The 17,635-nt window shown below is 42.6% G+C and carries 15 protein-coding genes and 1 tRNA gene; 6 read left to right on the plus strand and 10 right to left on the minus strand.

What is annotated here, in order from left to right; genetic code table 11:
• Positions 1-88: 88 nt before the first annotated feature.
• Together PGR74_RS09595 and PGR74_RS09600 are read right to left on the minus strand one after the other, a co-directional pair.
• Positions 89-1,387, minus strand: a complete 1,299-nt coding sequence (locus PGR74_RS09595; RefSeq protein ID WP_110688581.1) for a M18 family aminopeptidase — start codon at positions 1,385-1,387, stop codon at positions 89-91.
• A 15-nt stretch (positions 1,388-1,402) separates the two neighbouring features.
• Positions 1,403-2,254, minus strand: coding sequence for a 3'(2'),5'-bisphosphate nucleotidase CysQ family protein (locus PGR74_RS09600; RefSeq protein WP_270516999.1), 852 nt, complete (start codon positions 2,252-2,254; stop codon positions 1,403-1,405).
• A gap of 408 nt (positions 2,255-2,662) precedes the next feature.
• Between PGR74_RS09600 and folB the strand changes: the two genes are divergently transcribed.
• Both folB and PGR74_RS09610 read left to right on the plus strand, forming a co-directional pair.
• Entirely contained in the window at positions 2,663-3,016 is a 354-nt protein-coding gene (folB, locus tag PGR74_RS09605) for a dihydroneopterin aldolase (protein WP_041502802.1), read from the plus strand.
• 62 nt (positions 3,017-3,078) lie between these two features.
• Positions 3,079-3,149, plus strand: a tRNA-Cys gene (locus tag PGR74_RS09610).
• Between the two features lie 290 nt (positions 3,150-3,439).
• Here the strand turns inward: PGR74_RS09610 and PGR74_RS09615 are convergent.
• Positions 3,440-3,670, minus strand: coding sequence for a nucleotidyltransferase family protein (locus PGR74_RS09615; protein WP_236685017.1), 231 nt, complete (start codon positions 3,668-3,670; stop codon positions 3,440-3,442).
• 232 nt (positions 3,671-3,902) lie between these two features.
• On the opposite strand from PGR74_RS09615, the gene PGR74_RS09620 reads away from it, so the two are divergent.
• On the plus strand, positions 3,903-7,367 hold the full coding sequence (locus PGR74_RS09620) for an ABC transporter permease subunit (RefSeq protein ID WP_110688579.1): 3,465 nt from the start codon (positions 3,903-3,905) through the stop codon (positions 7,365-7,367).
• 11 nt (positions 7,368-7,378) lie between these two features.
• Here the strand turns inward: PGR74_RS09620 and PGR74_RS09625 are convergent, their stop codons facing one another.
• Together PGR74_RS09625 and PGR74_RS09630 are read right to left on the minus strand one after the other, a co-directional pair.
• Positions 7,379-8,026, minus strand: coding sequence for a CatA-like O-acetyltransferase (locus PGR74_RS09625; protein ID WP_110688578.1), 648 nt, complete (start codon positions 8,024-8,026; stop codon positions 7,379-7,381).
• Positions 8,027-8,053: 27 nt separating this feature from the next.
• Entirely contained in the window at positions 8,054-9,895 is a 1,842-nt protein-coding gene (locus tag PGR74_RS09630; protein ID WP_110688577.1) for an LTA synthase family protein, read from the minus strand.
• 303 nt (positions 9,896-10,198) lie between these two features.
• On the opposite strand from PGR74_RS09630, the gene PGR74_RS09635 reads away from it, so the two are divergent.
• Positions 10,199-10,348: a hypothetical protein gene (locus tag PGR74_RS09635; RefSeq protein ID WP_162835846.1), complete on the plus strand. Its 150-nt coding sequence runs from the start codon at positions 10,199-10,201 to the stop codon at positions 10,346-10,348.
• A 5-nt stretch (positions 10,349-10,353) separates the two neighbouring features.
• On the opposite strand, the gene PGR74_RS09640 is transcribed toward PGR74_RS09635, so the two are convergent.
• On the minus strand, positions 10,354-10,800 hold the full coding sequence (locus PGR74_RS09640) for a DoxX family protein (RefSeq protein ID WP_110688576.1): 447 nt from the start codon (positions 10,798-10,800) through the stop codon (positions 10,354-10,356).
• A 116-nt stretch (positions 10,801-10,916) separates the two neighbouring features.
• Here PGR74_RS09640 and PGR74_RS09645 point away from each other — a divergent pair, with 116 nt between their 5' ends.
• Together PGR74_RS09645 and PGR74_RS09650 are read left to right on the plus strand one after the other, a co-directional pair.
• Complete coding sequence (locus tag PGR74_RS09645) at positions 10,917-11,189, plus strand: LysO family transporter (protein ID WP_041502797.1); 273 nt, start codon at positions 10,917-10,919, stop codon at positions 11,187-11,189.
• A gap of 14 nt (positions 11,190-11,203) precedes the next feature.
• Positions 11,204-11,806, plus strand: a complete 603-nt coding sequence (locus PGR74_RS09650; protein ID WP_110688575.1) for a lysine exporter LysO family protein — start codon at positions 11,204-11,206, stop codon at positions 11,804-11,806.
• Here PGR74_RS09650 and PGR74_RS09655 read toward each other — a convergent pair whose 3' ends face one another.
• The 4 genes from PGR74_RS09655 to PGR74_RS09670 form a co-directional block, all read right to left on the minus strand.
• Positions 11,807-12,220 carry an STN domain-containing protein gene (locus tag PGR74_RS09655; RefSeq protein ID WP_041502795.1) on the minus strand — a complete coding sequence of 138 codons (414 nt, stop codon included), beginning with the start codon at positions 12,218-12,220 and terminating at the stop codon, positions 11,807-11,809.
• 134 nt (positions 12,221-12,354) lie between these two features.
• Positions 12,355-12,885, minus strand: coding sequence for a hypothetical protein (locus PGR74_RS09660; RefSeq protein WP_041505522.1), 531 nt, complete (start codon positions 12,883-12,885; stop codon positions 12,355-12,357).
• A gap of 17 nt (positions 12,886-12,902) precedes the next feature.
• Positions 12,903-14,750 (minus strand): hypothetical protein, encoded by a 1,848-nt coding sequence (locus PGR74_RS09665; protein ID WP_270517005.1) that lies wholly within the window; start codon positions 14,748-14,750, stop codon positions 12,903-12,905.
• A gap of 132 nt (positions 14,751-14,882) precedes the next feature.
• Positions 14,883-17,576, minus strand: coding sequence for a S9 family peptidase (locus tag PGR74_RS09670; protein ID WP_270517008.1), 2,694 nt, complete (start codon positions 17,574-17,576; stop codon positions 14,883-14,885).
• Positions 17,577-17,635 lie beyond the last annotated feature (59 nt).

A 17,635-nucleotide genomic window follows, 5' to 3' on the forward strand; every position in this document is an offset into this window, starting at 1 on the left:
CTCCTCCCGTTAATAAATGCGGCGATCTAAAAAAAACAGGACCCTCAAAAATTGAAGGTCCTTGTTTTTTAATGGTAAGATAGGATTCTCATACATTATAAAATTTCGTAAACGCCTTAATTACGTAAAAATGATCCATCACCCCTCCGGTCTCCCGTACCGAATGCATTCCCCACATCGGATTACCTATATCAACACCTCTCATCTCCATCTGCGAAAGCAAAATATTGCCCAAGGTAGATCCTCCAGCCATATCCGAATGATTCACAAACTTCTGGCAAGGCACATCTGCCATCTTACAAATCGTTTCGAAAACAGCGGCAGAATCACCATCCGTCACATATTTTTGATTGGCATTAAATTTTATGACAGGACCACCGTTTATCACCGGATGATTCGTCGGGTCATGCTTCTCCACGTAATTCGGATGAAGGGCATGCGCCATATCGGCTGAAATCATAAATGAATTATGAATAGCCCGATAAAGATCTTCCGGAGTACCGCCTAATCCAAAAACGATCCGCTCTATGATCGTTCTCAAAATCGGCGAACCGGCCCCCTGTTTGGTTCCGCTACCCACCTCTTCATTATCGAAAATAGCTAACACCTTGGTTTTCGAACATTTTTCAGAAGCTAAGAATGCTTTCAACCCGGCATGAGCCATTGCCAAATCGTCTAACTTGCCGCAAGAGATAAATTCCTCGTCGATTCCCACCAAACAACCTTTTTGATACTCGTAAAGGGTTAAGTCGAAATCAAGAATCTCTTCTTTACCCACTTTCATCTCTTCAGCTATCAAACCCAACAAATAATTATCTTTTTCAAACGTGTCGTTGATCATTCCCAATACGGGCAACATATCCTTTTGCTTACTCAACGGATTCCCTTGGTCATTCACGGCACGATTAAAATGAATGGCAATATGCGGGATCACCAACACGGGACGCTTAAAGTTCACGAATTGAGTCGCGGGTTTCAACGGATTCAAACTCCGCAGCATAACTCTTCCGGCCATAGATAAAGGACGATCGAACCAAGTATACATGATCGGTCCCCCGTAAACTTCCGTGTTCAACTTCAAATATTTCCCGGCAACAAGCATTTCTGCATTCGGTTTTATTCTGAACGTCGGGGAGTCGCTATGCGCACACACCAACTTAAAACCCTCTTCGGCAATCTCACCGCTACCAATCTCAAAAGCAAAAAGAGAAGAGTGATTCTTCGTTACAAAATATTTTCCACCTTTTTCTATATGCCATGCCTCACCTGAAAACAGTTGCTTGAAGCCGTGATTCAACAACTCTTTTTTAGCATTCGCCACTACATGAAAATTGGTCGGGCTTTCATGTATAAATTCAATTAATTCTTTTGCTACCTGTTTTTCCATTTTATCCTGTTGTTATTATTTATTTCCCGATTTTTCACCCAACTGAAAATCATAAAAACGGGTATCTCCCGCCATAATCAAATCATGAATCCGTTTACTGAACATAATAAACGGAGGGCTTAACATATTCTCTTTATTATATACCAAATTTCTTCCGGTCTCCAAGTTCAGCACCACTCCTCCCGACGCTTCGACGATAGCATGACCGGCGGCCGTATCCCACTCCGAACATTTCCCGAATTTAGGACATATATCCATCTCCCCCTTAGCGATCATCACCTGCTTCAAAGAAGCTCCAAAGGGGAACAACTCGACTTCATATCCCAAACCCTTTAGATAATCGATATATTGAAATTCGTTTTCCGTCATATTGAATCGGCTGACCGCAACTTTCAATTTATTTCCTCCGGCCACGGAAGTTTTTAACTTTCCGACCCCTTCCCCGTCTTTAATTCCACACTCCACATCCGCACCTCCCCACACCAATTCCCCATCATTCACGTTATTTATCATTCCGAATACGGGAACTCCGTTCTCCACCAATGCAATATTCACGCAAAATCTCCCGTTCCGGTAAATAAACTCTTTCGTTCCGTCCAAAGGATCGACTATCCACAATTCCCGCCACCCGGAACGAATTTTATAATCCGGCAACGGAAGTTCCTCACTCACCACCGGAATCCCGGGAAAAAGCTTTTGTAAAGCCGACACGACATATTCACTCGACACCTTATCCGCCTCCGTCAACGGCGTCAAATCACTTTTCAACTCCACAGAAAAAGACTGCTTATTGTATATATCCAATATCAAACGCCCCGCCTCTTCTGCAATCTCTTGGATTCCAGCTATTTTACTTCCTATTACCATAACCTAATCTTAATACAAACGGTTTTATAAACTTACGAATAATATTAATTACAACCATAACAATCTATCATTTAATTAACAAAAAAACAATCCATTTCACACAGTCAAATTAACATTTCGCTATATATCAACAAGATGACTATTATTAGGTCAAAAAAACACAAAAAAATAAGTCCAAGATATTAAACAAGATTAACTATACATATAATATTTATTAACAATAAATATTATACCACAATAGAGATTGGCATTACCTTTGCAGTGTCTTTAAGAGATTGAAGATTTTTCATAAGTTTGTATGGTTTAGGTTAGTAGTTAGTAATGTAATCTTAAGAGTCGACATCCTGTCGACTCTTTTGTATTTAAAAAAAGGAGTAAAGTTATCATTTTTTTGTAAAGTAAATACACATGGAAGGAATTATTGAAATCGAAGGAATGGAATTTTTTGCTTATCATGGCTGTTATGAAACGGAGCGTAGTGTAGGCAACAAATTCAGGGTTTATGCCAAAATCATCGCAGACTGCGGAAAAGCGGCGGCAAGCGATGACATCAACGATGCCCTCAACTACTTCTCTGCCTATGAAATTATCGCCCGGGAAATGATGATCCCGTCCCATTTATTAGAGCACGTTGCCAAACGGATCATCGATGCCCTATACCTGGCTTTTCCCGAAATCCAAAACGTCACCATTAAAGTATCCAAATTAAACCCTCCCTTAGGAGGAAAAATCGCTGCAACCAGCGTGACTCTATCAAAATAATTACGGACAAGATTTGTATATTCCGAAAAACCCCTTATCTTTGCCACGCAAAATCGCGACAGGGTCGGTTGGCCGAGCGGTTAGGCAGCGGTCTGCAAAACCGTGTACAGCAGTTCAAATCTGCTACCGACCTCACAAAATCAGTCACTTACAAGGTGACTGATTTTTGTTTATAACCCTTTTTTGTCGTTTCCACTTCCTTCATCGCTATCATTATCAATTATTTATCACTTAATTTGCAATACAAGGCCGGTGAATATTATTCTCATTAGTTAATATACAATAAACTGATACCTTGGGTAAATTCAAACAGGTTATCATTGCCTCTATCATAAGGAAAAGGCGTTTAATATTTTTAGGATTCTCTCTCTCATGAACCAATATTTTATCCTGTTCTGCCGATCCTTTAGCGAAATCTTTCAACTACCCCTCTTCCACCAAATCAATTTCCTTGTGCAGAAGAGATCGTAAAACATTCACGATTCCGATATACTTGAAATAATTAATATTCGCATTCTTGTCAAAGCGTACAAGTATATTAATATCGCTTTCTTTCGATTCTTCTCCACGCAAGTAAGAACCAAACACCCATGCTTTCTCGACGGGTTGTAGCGCGAAAAACGTTCTTAGTTTGTTAATAAGAGCTTGTTCCATATAGGCTTTTCTGACAAAAGTAGTGAATGCTGACGAGAAATCTTTTCCTCCCACTCCGAGTTTCCAGTCCCTCCATCACTCTATCTTACCATTTATAAAAGTCATCTTAGTAGAAAAAACGACCTGTGTAAAGTATTTCTAATTAACAGAACAATTATGATAAGATTTGTTTTTTTTGAAAATATTTTTATTTTTGTAAAAATACAGAAAGTGATTTTGTCTTTACATTAATATGAACCTGCACGATATTTTTCATGTTGCCCGTTACGAAGCTAAAATTCAATCCCGGGATTGGATGCTTCGGGTTTTAGCTATCCTCACGCTATGCGGAATCACTTTCTTTCAATTAGGACTGCAAGGCAACGATATCATACCCCGCTGGAACATGATCGCCCTTCCTTCTTCAATGCCCTTTGTCAACGCTTACATGTTCAATATCGTGCAATCATTCATTGCCATTTTCATGGGAACAAGTATTTTTTACAGGGAAAAACACTCCGAAAGTTTAGAAAGCCTCTATCCCCGGCCTTTTGAAAACAATCGCTATATCATAGGAAAATTCTGCGGCATTCTTTCCATATTCGTGTTATTCAATATTTTTTCCATATTTATCAGTATATCTTTAAATCTCTTTTACAGCTTCTCTCCCTTTAACCTGTTTCTATACCTGTTTTATTTTTTCACGTTAACCTTACCGACTGTAATCTTCATTTTAGGCCTGGGATTCTGGTTATCAGGAATTTCCTCCTCGCGTCCTCTTGCACAGGTCCTACTATTAGGAGTCCTAACCTTTTCTCTGATTTTCGCTCCTTCATTCTCCCACGGTACCCTCGATTTTTCCGGAAACTCCTTGCCGAACCTGTTCAGTGCGATAACCGGTCACGTGAATTTAAAATTTTATCTGCTCCAAAGGTCTATCTATCTTCTGCTGGGAATGGGATTCCTGTTGTTAAGTACCCTGTCGTTCCACCGGTTGGTAAATTCCCCCTCCCAAACCCCGCAAATAACAAAAAACGGGATCTTTTTTCTTGTTTTGGGGATAGCGAATATTATCTTTTTAGAAGGCCTATACGCCAACGACGAACACGTTCGAAACGAGTACCGTAACAGCTTCACCCGTCACTGGGACCCCGTCACTTGTAGAATCACAAAACACTCTATCACATTAGAACAAAAAGGAAACAAACTGTTCATGGAAAGTAATCTCGTGGCGTATAACCCGAACAAAGAAACTTTACCCGAGCTGATTCTTTTTTTAAATCCCGGTTTAAAAATTAAAAAAATAACACAGGAGGGACATGAGATCGGGTGGGATCGGGATCAGCAGGTATTGAGGGTCAAAAAATCCCTTGTCCCGGGGGACAGTATTATTCTCGACATTGACTACGAAGGAAAAATAGACGACCGCTTCTGTGAACTCGGTTTAACCGAAAAGCAGCGACTGAATACGGACAGAGAAGACGAGTTTTTTAAGTTCGGCCGTAAAGGCTCTTTCACGAGAGGCAATTGCCTGCTGTTGACCCCGGCAGCCGCTTGGTACCCCGTGGCCATCCCACCGGAAAACCCGGTAACGCCCGTGCTGTCCCATTTAGATTTCACCCTGTTTAAATTAAAAGTGATTCATCCTCTGCAGCAAGTGATGATAGCTCCCGGCATCCCACAAGTAAACAAGAACAGGGACACGTTTTACTTCTTTCCCTCTTATCCCCTGCAGGGATTAACGCTATGCGGGGGCGATTACGCTTCAAAAAGAATAAAAATAAAAGACATCACTTTCCTTCTCTACTATTTTAAAGGACATGATTTTTTTACCCGACTTTATCCCTCCGCCAAACTCAAGGAGATGCAAAAATCTTTGCATCAAGAAATGCAAGATTTGATTTTTCGAAACTTCCCACAAATCTACTTGAGAGCGGACACGTTAAATATAAAACGGGTTTTAGCCCGCCGTCCCTGGTACGAACCTGAACTGCGTCAATTAACGTTTATAGAGACCCCCCTCGCTTTCGATTCCGACTGGCAAAACTGGAAAGGAGGCAACAACCGGTTACAACCCGGTCTCGTTTTATTACCGGAGTATGGCGTCGGCCTAAACTTCTTATATCGAAGTCCTCAAGTCAGGAGACGCAATCGTTGGGACGATGAATTCATCGATAATAGCTTGGTAAGAACTCTATTTCTCCAAAATCTATCTTCTCCTTACCTGAATATTCCTGCCAGTAACCCGTTTTTCCGGGTAATCATGAAGCCCAAGGGAAGGTTCGGGGAGAATCGTTTAAAGTCCCCGAGCAACCCGTACTATCTTTACCCGTTATTCGCCGAGCCGGAATCCTCCGTTTATTCGTTCGATTATCCTTTAATAGATATAGCCCTCAAAACAATACTACGGGAAAAAAAAGAATTATTATCCGGAGAACAATCTTATGACAAACCACGCACTCAAAAATTTTCGGCAGTTCCTTTTAGTAACAAACGGGACAAATCTGTTCCCCGTTCCTATCTACAAGGATACACCATCGAGGAAGTCATTCAAAACCGGGAATTACCGGAAGAGATTCTGCGTGCCATTTTCTACGTCAAATGCGAGGAACTATTAAATCGAATGACCACGTGTTCCAGACAGACCGTTTTTAGCTTTCTAACGGACTTTTACTCCCGTCATCGACAAGAAGTCCCTTTCGAGATCCTCGTAAAAGAGGCCCGGGAAAAATTGAATATCGACATGGAAAAGATTGTCCGGGAGTGGAGTACCTATCGGCATGACGCGCATTTCCGCCTGAAAGATTTATCAGGAATACGCTATTGTACCAACAAGCGGCTTCTTTTCCGCTTCAAATTATTTAACGATGGCGAATCCCCGGGAATCGTGACTATTCAATCAGGAGAGAATTACGATGATTTTAAAACACTATCCCTTGCCCCGGGAGAGGCAAAAGCTATCGAATTCATTGAAGAATACCGCTACAACCCGTATTCATGTGTTATCAACCTGGGTAACTCATCTCATCTACCGGACAAGTATACTGTAAAAACATCGCAAGAAATAGATCTCCCGGGACCTGAAACTGCTTTTTTCATCCATGATATCGATACCGTGGAGTTTGTTCGTCCGAATGATGAAATCATCGTCGACAACGAGGATCCCGGATTCCGATTAATAGAACCGAAACTAACCGTTTTACAAAGTCTCTGGAACAACGATCAACTATCGGGGAATCGATGGAATAGATTTATAAACGAACAGTCGTTCGGGGACCCCGTAAGAAGTTATCACTCCAAGCAAGGTAGCAATGGAGAAACGAAAGCTGAATGGAGTGTAAACCTTCCTGAAGCCGGTAAATACGAGGTTATGGCTCTCGTCTATCATAATCAATGTTATGCGGTCTGGGACTCGTTAGGTGATTACACGATTCCTCCCGGAAGAATCAAAGAGAGTTTAAAATTCCACTACACGATTTCACACGGTCCCCACGAGACGGCTGTCGAGATGGAAACAATAAATTATACCCCGTCAGGAAGCGCAGGTTCGGACAGAATATATACCGATGTTTCCAGCAGGTGGAAATACTTTTATGTCGGGTGGGAATCGCTCGGGGTATACGAGTTCCCTGAAGGGAAAGCGACCGTCGTCCTTGATGACCGGGGCGAACCCGAAGATACGATTATCGCCGATGCCGTAAAATGGGTTAAAATGTAGATGTACTTTCGTTAGCGAGTTAGCCTCTCTTGTATTTTCTCAAAAAACCGCGATAAATGTTCGCCGTCGACAAAGGCATGGTTCACATATACGGAGAAGGGCATAACCGATTGTTTTCCGCGTCGTATAACTTTACCCATCGTACTTAAAGGGTGAGTACATCCGTTCCCCGCTTCATAGATTGTATAAGTTATCGAGGTAAAATACATTTTGGGAACAGCACTTAAATGCATGACATCGAAATCACCTTTAGCGTACAGCTCTTTTTCCACACCGTAAGGATCTCCGTCAGCCTGAACATGGGAAATGAGTTCCCGTGCTTTGACCTGGAAGCGTTCGAAGTCCGGGTCGTAAGGGATTCTGACGGTCACGAACGTCTTTCCGGGAATCGCTACCGGAGTAATCATATCGACCGTATCATGCAGGACAACCCGTCCCTCTTTGTCGGTTCGATAACGTAATGCCTCAATCTCATTCGCGGCACATAATACGGCATGCAGGTAGCGCAAAAAGAACGATGTTCCGGTACTCTTCGCCGTAACGAACGCTTCCGTACACTCTATTTCGGTCGTTACCGAGTACCATGAGTTAACATACGAACGGAAAAAATTGAAATTATCTACACGTTCCCAATTTTCCAAATCAATCAAATGCTTCATGCTTTTTGTATTTTATACGAGAATCTTTTATTCCGTCCATTTATCACGCGGATTATACCGGAAATAATCACAACGAATCATCAAATCGGAAATCTTCCACGCTTCCTTGGCCCATTCGATTTCGCTCTCCGGCACGCCGGCGATATCCCCGTAAACCTGCATTTGAGGGCTTACCGCGAAAGCCTTTTTATCCGGGTCCAGAATACTCCGTCCCAAACCCGTCCATGAACAATCTCGCAGGCCTAACAAATCCAGCAAGGTCGGGTACATGTCGATTTGTCCCATCACTTTATCGTAACGCATTCCGACAGGAGAGTTCACCACGATAAAAGGGACATAAGGATCCGAAGAAACCACGTCTTTACCCTTCTCGGAACAACACAATGTTCCCCGGCTGTTGGCCAACCCTTCGTGATCACCCGTGATCACGATCAATGTTTTGTCAAACTTTCTTTGAGAACGCAAAAAGGCGATAAAATTTCCTATTGCCCGGTCCGTGTAATTCGCCATGGTCATGTAATCATTCATCCGCTTGGGAATTTTATCGGAGAAGGAGACCCTTTTCAGCTCTTCCGGCAGGATAAAAGGATTATGTCCGGAATAGGTGACGCATTGAAGGAAAACGAACGCGGAATCCGGCCATAGTTCCGGAGAAGAGATTTTCTCCCCGCATTGACGTAAAAAAGAGAGATCCCCTAATTTTTTCCGCGGCCCCACCTTTTCATCCAAAACGAAACTACGTCTCGAAATCAAAGAATCGAAACCCAAGGCCGGACAGATCACCTTCTGATTCCAAACGATCTCTTTATCTACCATCATCCCGTAAATTTTCGCATTTTCCGCATTCTTGAGGTATTTCAAAAAAGAAGGATAGAGGGAACGGGGAAATTTCGTACTGTAAGAACCATTACCGATGGGCAATAAACCGGAATACAACAGAAGTTGGGCATCAATCGAACGACCTCCTTTTACTTGCGTGAGTACTTTAGAGGCGTAAAGCGTCGACTTTTCTTTCAATAAGGCATTCATACAAGGGGTGATCTCCACTCCTTCCACCGTCTTTTCCAATACCCAACTCTCCAACGACTCTGCAAGAATCAATATACAACCGTTACGCTCTTCCAATTGAAAGGGTAATGTTTTATGCCGGGGGTGAAGTTTTAGCCAGGCTTCGATCTGTTGTTTTATTTCAGGCGTATAAGCTATGTTTTCTAACAGATAATCGTAATAAAGAGATCCGAAAACGGTATATATCGGGGTATCACAGGTATGTTTATTGGCCCCTTGCAAAGATTCGTAAGCAGCCTTAAAACCTCCCTTCGACCAGATAAAAGCACCCGAAAATAAGGTTGCGACCAAGATCAACAACAAATAACGTCCGGCCCTTTGCCGTTTTTTCCAAACGGGGAGGATAACTTTCTTTTGCTTATATTTTTTATAATAGAGGATGGCCGTCAAAAGGGTAGAAAGCGGAAAAACCGCATCGATCCAACACACCGAATCGTATACGCTCGCGGTAAAATCTTTCAGATTACCAACGAGTCCGTAGCTATCCAAAGGTATTGCCGTAAAATAGGTCCTGAAATACATCAAATTGACGATAAACAAAATATCCAATAAAAAAGCGATAAAAAGAGTCCATTTTACAGCACGGAAGCAAAATAACGGGATAAGAAAAAGCAGGGTAAACCACAGTTTATTCAAATATCCCTCCAAAAAAGAAAACGAAGTAAACGTGGTCTGCGACGACCAGATCAGGTCGAACAAAACAAACTTGAAATAAATGCAAATGAAAAATAGTAGATACGCTTGCCGATTTACTTCTTCCGGGAAAAAATAATTTACAACCTTTTTAAAAAATACTTTCATACAACCGTTTTACCTCATATATAATACGGAAGGCAAAGGTATAAAAAACAAACATTTTAATTGTAAACAGCAAATTTTTAATTGCAAACCGATATTTAAATCATAAAAATCATTACTAACACGTTTCAACACCCAAACGATTTATTCCGCCCAAGGCGAATAAAATAACTTTATACCCTTACGTTACCGACTAAATAACAACATATTAAACGTGATCCTATAATCCGGAATCAAACAAAACGGACAATTTCGGGAACCCTGTATCGAATTTTACGTTTGATTACAAAATCAAAATAGAATGATATGAAAAAAAAGAGTTATAAAATCTGGCAAGTCATCGGCGTTATCATCGCCATCGTTTTATTGATATACTGGCTATTAGCCGTAACCGTCTTAGAGGAAGACGAGAACGTCATCCCCGTGTTAGACGGCACGGAACAAACCACCTTCTAAAGGGATCAGTCATCCGTATTCCGGATGTTTACATTCCAATGCTTGGAAATCAGGGTATCCAAAGCGTAACGTCCCCCTCCGGTAAAAAAGAGTACCACGTATATGCCGAAATAGAGCAGCGGTAACTCTTTTACTTGAAACGGATCGCTGCCATGCACGACAAAAATGACGACAAGCATGGAAAATATCAAGGGTAAGGTAGCCAAGCGGGTAAATGCCCCTAATATCAACAAGACGGAGCAACCGACTTCCGCACCAATAATCATGAGCAAAGAGAGGGAATTTCCCAAGCCGATCGGATCGGGGAAGGTAGCCGACAGCTCTCCGAAAGAGAGCAATTTAGCAACACCATGGGTCATCATGGTTATTCCTACCAAAAAACGCAGCAACAAAAGAATCGTATCCGGGAAGCGACTTTCCGAAGAGAGGGTACGGGCAATTATTTTTTTCATAGTAAATTGTTTTTATTTCTTAAACGTTAAGGAATAGGACAAAGTTACAAAACACTTATCGCATACCCGGCCAATTGAAAAATTAATCGTACTTTTGCCGTAAAGAACAAAAAGTTATGATTATTGTTATCGGATTAATGGTATGCGGCATTGTCCTCGGATATATCTTCCGTGAAAGAAATTTGAAATTCGTGCATAAAGGAATCAACTATGCCATCTACCTACTGTTGTTTTTGTTAGGGCTTAGCGTCGGAGCCAATGACGATATCATGAATAATTTAGAGACGATCGGGTACGATGCGTTACTGATTACCTTGGGAGCCGCGGGAGGTAGCGTACTATGCGCATGGGCCGTTTATAAATTCTTTTTTACCGCCACTTCTAAATAAAAGGACCCGATAAAATGAAAGGAAGTATAACCATCGTTGCATTTTTTATAGCAGGCATCTTAATCGCCCGTTTTATCGATATTCCCTCTTCCGTTACGGGAGACGAACTTACGGTATACGCCCTCTACCTGCTTATGTTTATAGTAGGAATCAGTATCGGAAGCGATAAAAAAGCGTTACAGGCATTAAGGCAACAAGACCTGAAACTCGCACTCGTTCCGTTAGCCACAATCTTGGGAACCCTTGCCGGTTCCGTTCTGATCAGTTTCGCATTACAAGGCAGGAGTATCACGGATTGTTTAGCCGTGGGGGCCGGTTTCGGCTACTACTCCCTCTCTTCTATTTTTATCACCCAATACAAAGGTGCGGAATTGGGAACGATCGCTTTAGTATCTAACATCATGCGGGAGCTTATCGCTTTATTAGCCGCCCCTCTGCTGGTTCGTTACTTCGGGAAGTTAGCTCCCATATCGGTCGGGGGAGCCACGACCGCAGACACCACGTTACCGATCATCACTAAGTTCAGCGGAAAAGAGTTTGTCATCATCTCCATCATCCACGGGATCACGGTAGACCTAAGCGTACCTTTTTTGGTCACGTTTTTCTGTACAATCTGATCAACGTTTGGGCTTAATCAGTAACAGATTCCGTTTCACACTATAAGTATATCGCGTCTCCCGTAAGCATTGTTTCAGGGCCCTTTTCACCGAAACCTCCTTAAAGCTCCCTGAAATCAATGGGACTTGCTTTATCTCTTCGTCACAATATAAAAAACGAAGTCCCGTCTCTTCCTGAAAAAATTCCAATACCTCCGTTATCGGGGTATTGAAGAACTCCGCACTTATCCGTTTTTCCGTCTCCCAATAACGAAAAGACAACAAAGTTCCCGACAACAAAATTCCTGTCAACAACACGAAACACATTCTCTTTTTACTTACCACTTTCTTCATACTCTCAATTACAGGTTTAAAATACCCGAAAAGCATTTTCCACCGGAATACATCCACCCAACTTCCTCCGCGTACTCCCATTTTCAAACACTTCCCGGGCTTACTTCAAAACTATTACTATCTACACTCGATTCCCAATAATCATATTTTTATCCCTATTCTTTTCTCAAAACATTATACTGAATTATGCCAATAATCGTTTCAGCATAATCTATCTATTCATACCGGTGCTCGATTCGAATGATCTCCCCGTTCGGATCACGGAACGTGTCCCTCACGTGTTTTAAAGGGCGTGTTTTATGATATTGAACGGTTTTTATCTGCCGTTTCTCCTTCTCGGTAAGAGTATCATAATTTTCAATACAGACAGTACCTCCAAATTCTATATAAAAAACTTTACCAGTATCCTTCCAAATAAATACTTTAGCAGAATAAACTCCCCAAAATATTTCCTCTTTTTTATTATAAGGATATTCTACAGTGTAATAGGAACGACCTTTATACTTTTTTCTTAGGTTAATCCGCAAATCTCCATTTTTATCCGATACACGTTGACTTTTAATTACCGGAGGTTTATACTCTCTATAAAAACCCGGTCCATGCCGTAACACCACCTCTTTTGCCAGTTTTATCAGCTTTTTATTACGTTTTTTCGTGGACAAAGAATCCAAATTCTCTGCCGTAACCACCTCCGATAAACTTAATAAGCCTATCGTCATACAAAATAATAGCAATAATCGTTTCATAACCTATCTATCTAAATTTAAGGGGTTGCTCGCCGTTCTTTACCATAAGTATAATATTTTTTAGGATTATTCTCCATATCTACAGGGTCATTTGCAAATATTTTATCAGCATAATCATATACAATTCCCGGTAGTTCACATTCATGATCCTTTTCAGACGGTCCGACATTTCTTACAAGACCACCTTTTGCCCAAGTCAACGGATAATGCGAATGGATACATCCCACGACCAATAAATTGGCTTCCGTGGGGTCCGGGGTATGTTCGGGATACACAAAATTAACAGTAGCTGTCACATCACGATCCAGCGTTACCTCTTCTCCCAACACGTCCTCTCCCGTGGAATATTCGCCGGTTGCCGTGTTCAGGTAGATCAGGCTTCCGTATTCCCGAACTGTTCGAGTCTCTTTATTAGCAGTAGCAAACGCCACCGTTTTATTCCAAAGATCGACGGCCCGGGATTTCACCGCGGCATGATCTTTAAATTTAGCGATTCCAGGGTATTTTTCCTCCACCCTTACCACATTGGAAAATAGAACACTACCGCTCGGAAGACGAACTTCAGCCCGCACTTCAAAAAAACTGGGAGATATAGCCGTCCTTCTACAATCAAAAGGATTACGGTTAGGTTCCTCTGCAATGACCTGCCATCGCGGCATGCCCTCCCGCCGCATCATCACCTCGACATGAGCCACCGACGGATAAACATTCCCGGAAGGCGTACGAGTCATTACTTCAACTTTTATGTCATATCTTTCCATCAATTCAACAGAGGTTATATTAACATTCAGCACCACTTGAAGATTTTCCTCTCCCCCGCCGCCGGTCCCCGGGTCCGTAGTTGTACCGCTACCGCTTCCCCCGGAACCGCCAGAAGACCCACCGCCTTCATCTCCCGGATCGACAGGATCGCCGCCACCCACACCGGGATTCGTTGTCGAACCTCCTCCGCCACTGCCATACACATCTATAACATATAAAACATCCGAAACCCCATAGACAGATTTAAAATCGTACCTACATCTTTCCATATAATTTTGAAAGGTCTGAATGACCTTTTTCCTTTCAACATAATGAAATGAAAAAAAAGTTACATCTAAAAATTCCATCTCAACATAAATTTCCGGATATTTTACACTTCCGGCATATTCAAAAAGAAATTTACCGTGACGTCTAAAAATTTCACTTCTATCCTCCAAAGAAATGCCGTTAGCACAAGGTTCGTCCTCTCCACTCTCCATTCCGTTATAAATCTCTATATAATAGTCGATATGCCCCCTGTATTCCAAAGGCTCCGTTGAAGCCTGCACAACATTCTCATTTTCGGCTGTTTGGGTTTTCACTTTTGTACCCACATTTTCGATACTCAAATCCTGAGAAACACATAACAAAGAATCAACCTTTAATCCGCGTTGTTTCCATTTCCTGAAAAAAACAGAGCGCATCTCTTTTTGGACGGAAGGCAATTTTACAAACATCCCCCTATCCACCAAGCGGGGAATACCGAGCAGAATCTCCGGTTGCGGATTCCCCGCTATATCCGTAATCACGGGAAAGATTACACAAGCGTCGATTACTCCGGATTTTTCACTTTGAACCGGAATAAGGTAATGAAATCCCTCTCCAAAACCGACACCGTATTGGACATAGTCCATTACCAACTTTCCTCCGCACGAATCGAGTAACTGTTTTATCTCTTCTTCCTTATTCTGTTCGTTCACCTTCTCTATGAAAGAAAGCCCCACCCGGTTCTCGCCTTTATAATTCAATCCTACATCCGTATCTATAATCTCTATGTCATCGTTACATCCATATAAAAACACTTCTATCAGTACAATGCAGCACAAATAAATTAATTTTTTCATACTAAATTTTTATAATAATTCGAACTTCATACATTCATCATTATTACTCGTTTGTCTTTTTCCAAATAACAAACACAAAAAAATTAGTACACAGTATATTACAACAACTAAAAGCATACATACAGTAGCTTTTTAATAAAAGCTACCGTAGTTATATTTCTGGTCGATTCCCCTTTCGTTCACATGAATCCCCTCTTTCATCCAGCGAGGCATAGGAAGTCCTTTCAAATAGTGATCGAAGAACTGTTGCATGCGGAAGGTCCAGTCCCGCTCTGCCGCTTTATTGTAGAGGAAATGGCGTTCACCCTTGTAATTCAACAGCCAGGCCGGTTTTTGCAGCCTCCGCATGGCTAAGAACAAGTTGAGTCCTTCCGCATAGGGCACGGCCTCGTCCGCATCGCAATGGAAAATCAACAGCGGGGTCTGAATCCTATCGGCGTACAGGATCGGAGAGTGTTTGATATACATCTCGGGGTCCTCCCATAAGGATTTTCCCAAACGGCTTTGTGTCTCTTCGTACATAAACATACGGGGCATACCGCTACCCGTACGGATTCCCGTGTAGGCCGATATCATACTGGAAACCGCCGCTCCGGGACTGGCACATTTAAACATATTCGTCCGGGTTACCAAATAGGCCACCTGATAGCCGGACCAACTGTGTCCCTGTATCCCGATACGATCCTTGTCCGCTATTCCCCGGTCGATCAACATCTGCGTCCCGCTGACCACGGCATTGTAACTGCTCTCCCCGGGATTTCCCACGGTGAAATGCACGTCCGGCATAAACACCACATACCCGTTGCTCACGTAAGTCACGACATTGATCATCCCACTACTTAAAGCAGGAACGATATAACTATGCAGATCGCCCGAGTGCGTCTCGTAAAAATTCACGATCGTAGGATAGGTCTTTGTCGAGTCGTAATTTTCAGGCAAATAGAGCAATCCGGCATTCTCCTTCCCCTCGAAATTGTTCCACTTCACTAACCTCACGTTTCCCCATTTATAGTTTTTCTGCTGCGGATTAGCGTCCGTGATCCGTCGGGGATGTTTGAAGTCGCTCCTGCTCCACCACAAATCCCGGAATTCCGTGTAACTCTGTTTCGTCCAGATACAATTTTTTCCATCTTTCGAAAGCTGATAGACATTGACGGAAAACGGCCCCTCTATCAGACGGACGAATTTACCTCCGGGAATAAAACGGTATATCCCCTGATCCCCGTTATCCACCTTGGTGAACTCCAACAAAAGGTCTTTTTTCAGATCGACGATCTTTTCATCGTAATCCCGTTTCAACCAACGGAATGTTCTTTGGGTCTCCCGGCCGTATCCCTTTGTCAAACAATACGTCTCTGCATTTCCCGTCAGGTCCACCACCCACAAATCGTAACGATCGTAAAGGATCACCCGGTCTCCGTCGGCCGTCCATCCCGCGATACCGTAGGGATCGGCAGGTTTGGGCAGATCATGCAATTCGTTATGTACCGGATGACCGATAGCCTTGGAAATATTCTCCTGTTTCCCGGTTTTCGGGTCCACCTTATACCACGCCTTCTCTTTCGCGTGATAAAGCACGGCATATTTCCCGTTCGGACTCCAGACGGGCTCGGTTTCAAAATCCTTTTCCAAAACACGGGCCTCTCCGGTATTCAGATCTATCAGGTAGATATCGGCATTGACATCGCTCTTCCAATCTGCAAAACGTTTGTAAGGTCCCCTGTCCACGGCAAAAGCGTAATCGTAATAAGTACTCGCGGGAAGGATCAGTTTCTCCATGTTCTGTGTCGTGATCCGGTAACATTTTCGACGTTCCACATCATAGGCGAACTTGACGTTACTCGGATTATAGCTGCTTTTACTTTGCTGCAAGGAAGAAACCTCATCGTTCCACGTCCATAATTCCAACTCAAAACTCGTATCCGGTCTCTCCTCCCTTTTCCTTCTTCTTGAAGAGATCGTATCCACATCGATAATTACCCGGTTCCCTCCGTTCGACAAACGGTAGGGACGGTTCCGGGCAATATATTGTTTGGGTATTCCTATTTTCGTGTAATCCAACAAAAAACGCACGGTCCCGTCCCGTAACGAAAAAACATACAATAGATCCGGATTTTTGATCCTCGAGGTATCCGAGGCTGCCACAAAAGAGCCTTCCGCATTTTGGGGTTGTAAAGTAAAATCCGTAACGAAGGCTTTCGCATCATTAAAAAGCACCGCGTGACGACCTTTTAAAGGACCGTAATACAGAATCCCCTCTTTTACATAAAGGACATTTTTTCCCTTGTCCAACAGCTTATAATCGCCGATACTATCTATCGCTACCGTATCTCCGGTTTCTATATTCCAACATACCAATCGTTTGGGAGCATCCTTTTCCTCCGACAGTTTATAAGTATAGGTAACTAAATGGCAACCGGAAGATTCCGAAAAATCATACTTCCGGTTCCAGTATATTTTTTTCATATCCCTCAAACGCAGTAAAAAGGTCGAATCCTGCATTCCCGTGGTATCGGCTTCCGGCTTCATCACCGTGTACTTTAACCATTTTCCCCCGGCAAAAAAATTCGGACGGGTCACGCGAGGAAGTTCCCGGGTCTCGCGGGTAACCGTATTATATAAAAAAGTCGTCGGATCTTTCGGATTGTAATCGCTATCGATAAAAGTAAACTGATAGGTGACCCATTTCCCGTCTTCGGACATGTTCTGGGCATCCACCCGTTTCCACAGCTTATAATCCTCCATCGTCAACCTCTTTTTCTGGGCATACCCCTGAAAGCAACAAGCCGTCATCAAAAGAAATAAAAAGATATTTTTTGTCTTCATCAACGTGAATTATTGTGCCCGATTTAAGATCGTACCACGGGAATAAAACCCGTGGTACG

Origin of the sequence: Sanguibacteroides sp. AM78-02pH3A, assembly GCF_027666085.1 — a bacterium.
GTDB classification, from domain to species: Bacteria; Bacteroidota; Bacteroidia; order Bacteroidales; family Marinifilaceae; genus Gabonibacter; species Gabonibacter massiliensis.

Bases quoted from the DNA above. Each gene is read 5' to 3' on its own strand.
- PGR74_RS09595 (WP_110688581.1), bottom strand. From the start codon at position 1,387: ATGGAAAAACAGGTAGCAAAAGAATTAATTGAATTTATACATGAAAGC.
- PGR74_RS09600 (WP_270516999.1), bottom strand. From the start codon at position 2,254: ATGGTAATAGGAAGTAAAATAGCTGGAATCCAAGAGATTGCAGAAGAG.
- folB (WP_041502802.1), top strand. From the start codon at position 2,663: ATGGAAGGAATTATTGAAATCGAAGGAATGGAATTTTTTGCTTATCAT.
- PGR74_RS09615 (WP_236685017.1), bottom strand. From the start codon at position 3,670: ATGGAACAAGCTCTTATTAACAAACTAAGAACGTTTTTCGCGCTACAA.
- PGR74_RS09620 (WP_110688579.1), top strand. From the start codon at position 3,903: ATGAACCTGCACGATATTTTTCATGTTGCCCGTTACGAAGCTAAAATT.
- PGR74_RS09625 (WP_110688578.1), bottom strand. From the start codon at position 8,026: ATGAAGCATTTGATTGATTTGGAAAATTGGGAACGTGTAGATAATTTC.
- PGR74_RS09630 (WP_110688577.1), bottom strand. From the start codon at position 9,895: ATGAAAGTATTTTTTAAAAAGGTTGTAAATTATTTTTTCCCGGAAGAA.
- PGR74_RS09635 (WP_162835846.1), top strand. From the start codon at position 10,199: ATGAAAAAAAAGAGTTATAAAATCTGGCAAGTCATCGGCGTTATCATC.
- PGR74_RS09640 (WP_110688576.1), bottom strand. From the start codon at position 10,800: ATGAAAAAAATAATTGCCCGTACCCTCTCTTCGGAAAGTCGCTTCCCG.
- PGR74_RS09645 (WP_041502797.1), top strand. From the start codon at position 10,917: ATGATTATTGTTATCGGATTAATGGTATGCGGCATTGTCCTCGGATAT.
- PGR74_RS09650 (WP_110688575.1), top strand. From the start codon at position 11,204: ATGAAAGGAAGTATAACCATCGTTGCATTTTTTATAGCAGGCATCTTA.
- PGR74_RS09655 (WP_041502795.1), bottom strand. From the start codon at position 12,220: ATGGGAGTACGCGGAGGAAGTTGGGTGGATGTATTCCGGTGGAAAATG.
- PGR74_RS09660 (WP_041505522.1), bottom strand. From the start codon at position 12,885: ATGAAACGATTATTGCTATTATTTTGTATGACGATAGGCTTATTAAGT.
- PGR74_RS09665 (WP_270517005.1), bottom strand. From the start codon at position 14,750: ATGAAAAAATTAATTTATTTGTGCTGCATTGTACTGATAGAAGTGTTT.
- PGR74_RS09670 (WP_270517008.1), bottom strand. From the start codon at position 17,576: ATGAAGACAAAAAATATCTTTTTATTTCTTTTGATGACGGCTTGTTGC.